The 1,379-nt window shown below is 59.2% G+C and carries 1 protein-coding gene; it reads left to right on the top strand.

Going from position 1 to position 1,379, the window contains the following annotated elements:
* The first annotated feature begins 123 nt into the window (after positions 1-123).
* Positions 124-1,233 (top strand): transposase, encoded by a 1,110-nt coding sequence (locus tag F2P46_RS35830; RefSeq protein WP_166899279.1) that lies wholly within the window; start codon positions 124-126, stop codon positions 1,231-1,233.
* Positions 1,234-1,379 lie beyond the last annotated feature (146 nt).

Genomic DNA, 1,379 nt, shown 5'->3' with positions numbered 1-1,379 from the left:
GAGGCACTTGCAAAACTGGTCACGTGTGTGAATTTGATCGCCGGACTCGGCATGATGGAGGGGCGTGGGCGCCCATTTCTGGCATGATATTGGTTCTGAAGACAACATCAAAACGCCCACACCATGAATATTATCGGACGCGACCTGATCATGCAACGCTGGTGTGTGATCCAGCATGAATTGGTGCCTGAATTGAAGCAAGAATGCGGCGCGCTCACGCCGAAGTTGGAGAAGCTGGTGCACATTCTCGACTGGGTTCGGATCGAAGAATGGACGGTGCATGCTTGGCAGGGAATCGGCCGCAAACCGCATGACCGTAGCGCGCTCGCTAATGCCTTCGTCGCCAAGGCGGTTCTGGGCCTGGCCACGACCAGGGCGCTGATTGAGCGGCTCGCGATGGACCGCTCACTTAAGCGCTTGTGCGGTTTTTCGATGACCAAGGTGGTGCCCGACGAGGCCACATTCTCGCGTGCCTTTGCCGAATTTGCGCAAGCGAAACTGGCTGAACGTGTCCACGAAGCGCTGGTCAAGGACCACTTGGGCGGCGCGCTGATTGGCCACATCAGCCGCGATGGCACGGCAATCGAGGCGCGAGAAAAGCCTGCGAAGAAAATGCGGGTGCCGACGCCGCCCAAGAGTAAGAAACCTCGCCGCAGCCGAAAGGAACGCATCGAAGTGGTGGCGCCGAAAGTGAATAGGATCGGACAGCAACGTACGCAGACGTTGCCGGAAATGCTGCGCGATTTGCCCAGCGTTTGCGACCGCGGTACGAAGTGCAACGCGCAAGGCTACAAGAATAGTTGGAACGGCTACAAGCTACACATCGACACAGCCGATTGCGGTGTGCCGGTCAGCGCCGTTATCACCAGCGCCTCCGTGCATGACAGCCAGGCGGCCGTGCCGCTGGCGACGATGACGGCGGCGCGCGTGACGAACCTGTATGACGTGATGGACGCGGCGTACTGCAGCAAGCAATTGCATGAGCATAGCCGCAGTCTGGGCCACGTTCCGCTGATCGACCACAACGCGCGCGGCGGGCCAAAGGAAGAGTTTGAACCTGCCGACGCCGTGCGTTACAAGGAGCGCACCGTGGCCGAGCGCAGCAACGCAAGGCTCAAGGATGAATTCGGCGGACGCAACATCCGGGTGCGCGGTCCGGACAAGGTGATGTCGCATTTGATGTTTGGCTTGTTGGTATTGACTGCCGATCAGTTGATGCGATTGTTCGAATAGCCGAGCAGCGCACGCCAGAGAATCGGGAGTTGGGACAGGTTCTGCGGCACAAACGGCGCGGCCGTGGGCGCAGCTGACGACGAATGGACTGAAATGAAGGAATAGCCTTTGCCGAGGCCGTCAGGCTGGCCCGAATCTTTGAAAAA

The organism is Massilia sp. CCM 8734 (assembly GCF_011682155.1).
Taxonomy (GTDB): Bacteria; Pseudomonadota; Gammaproteobacteria; order Burkholderiales; family Burkholderiaceae_D; genus Telluria_A; species Telluria_A rubra.
Note: the sequence above shows the minus strand (reverse complement) of the source record. Positions and strands in the feature narration are given on the sequence as shown.

Bases quoted from the DNA above. Each gene is read 5' to 3' on its own strand.
- F2P46_RS35830 (WP_166899279.1), top strand. From the start codon at position 124: ATGAATATTATCGGACGCGACCTGATCATGCAACGCTGGTGTGTGATC.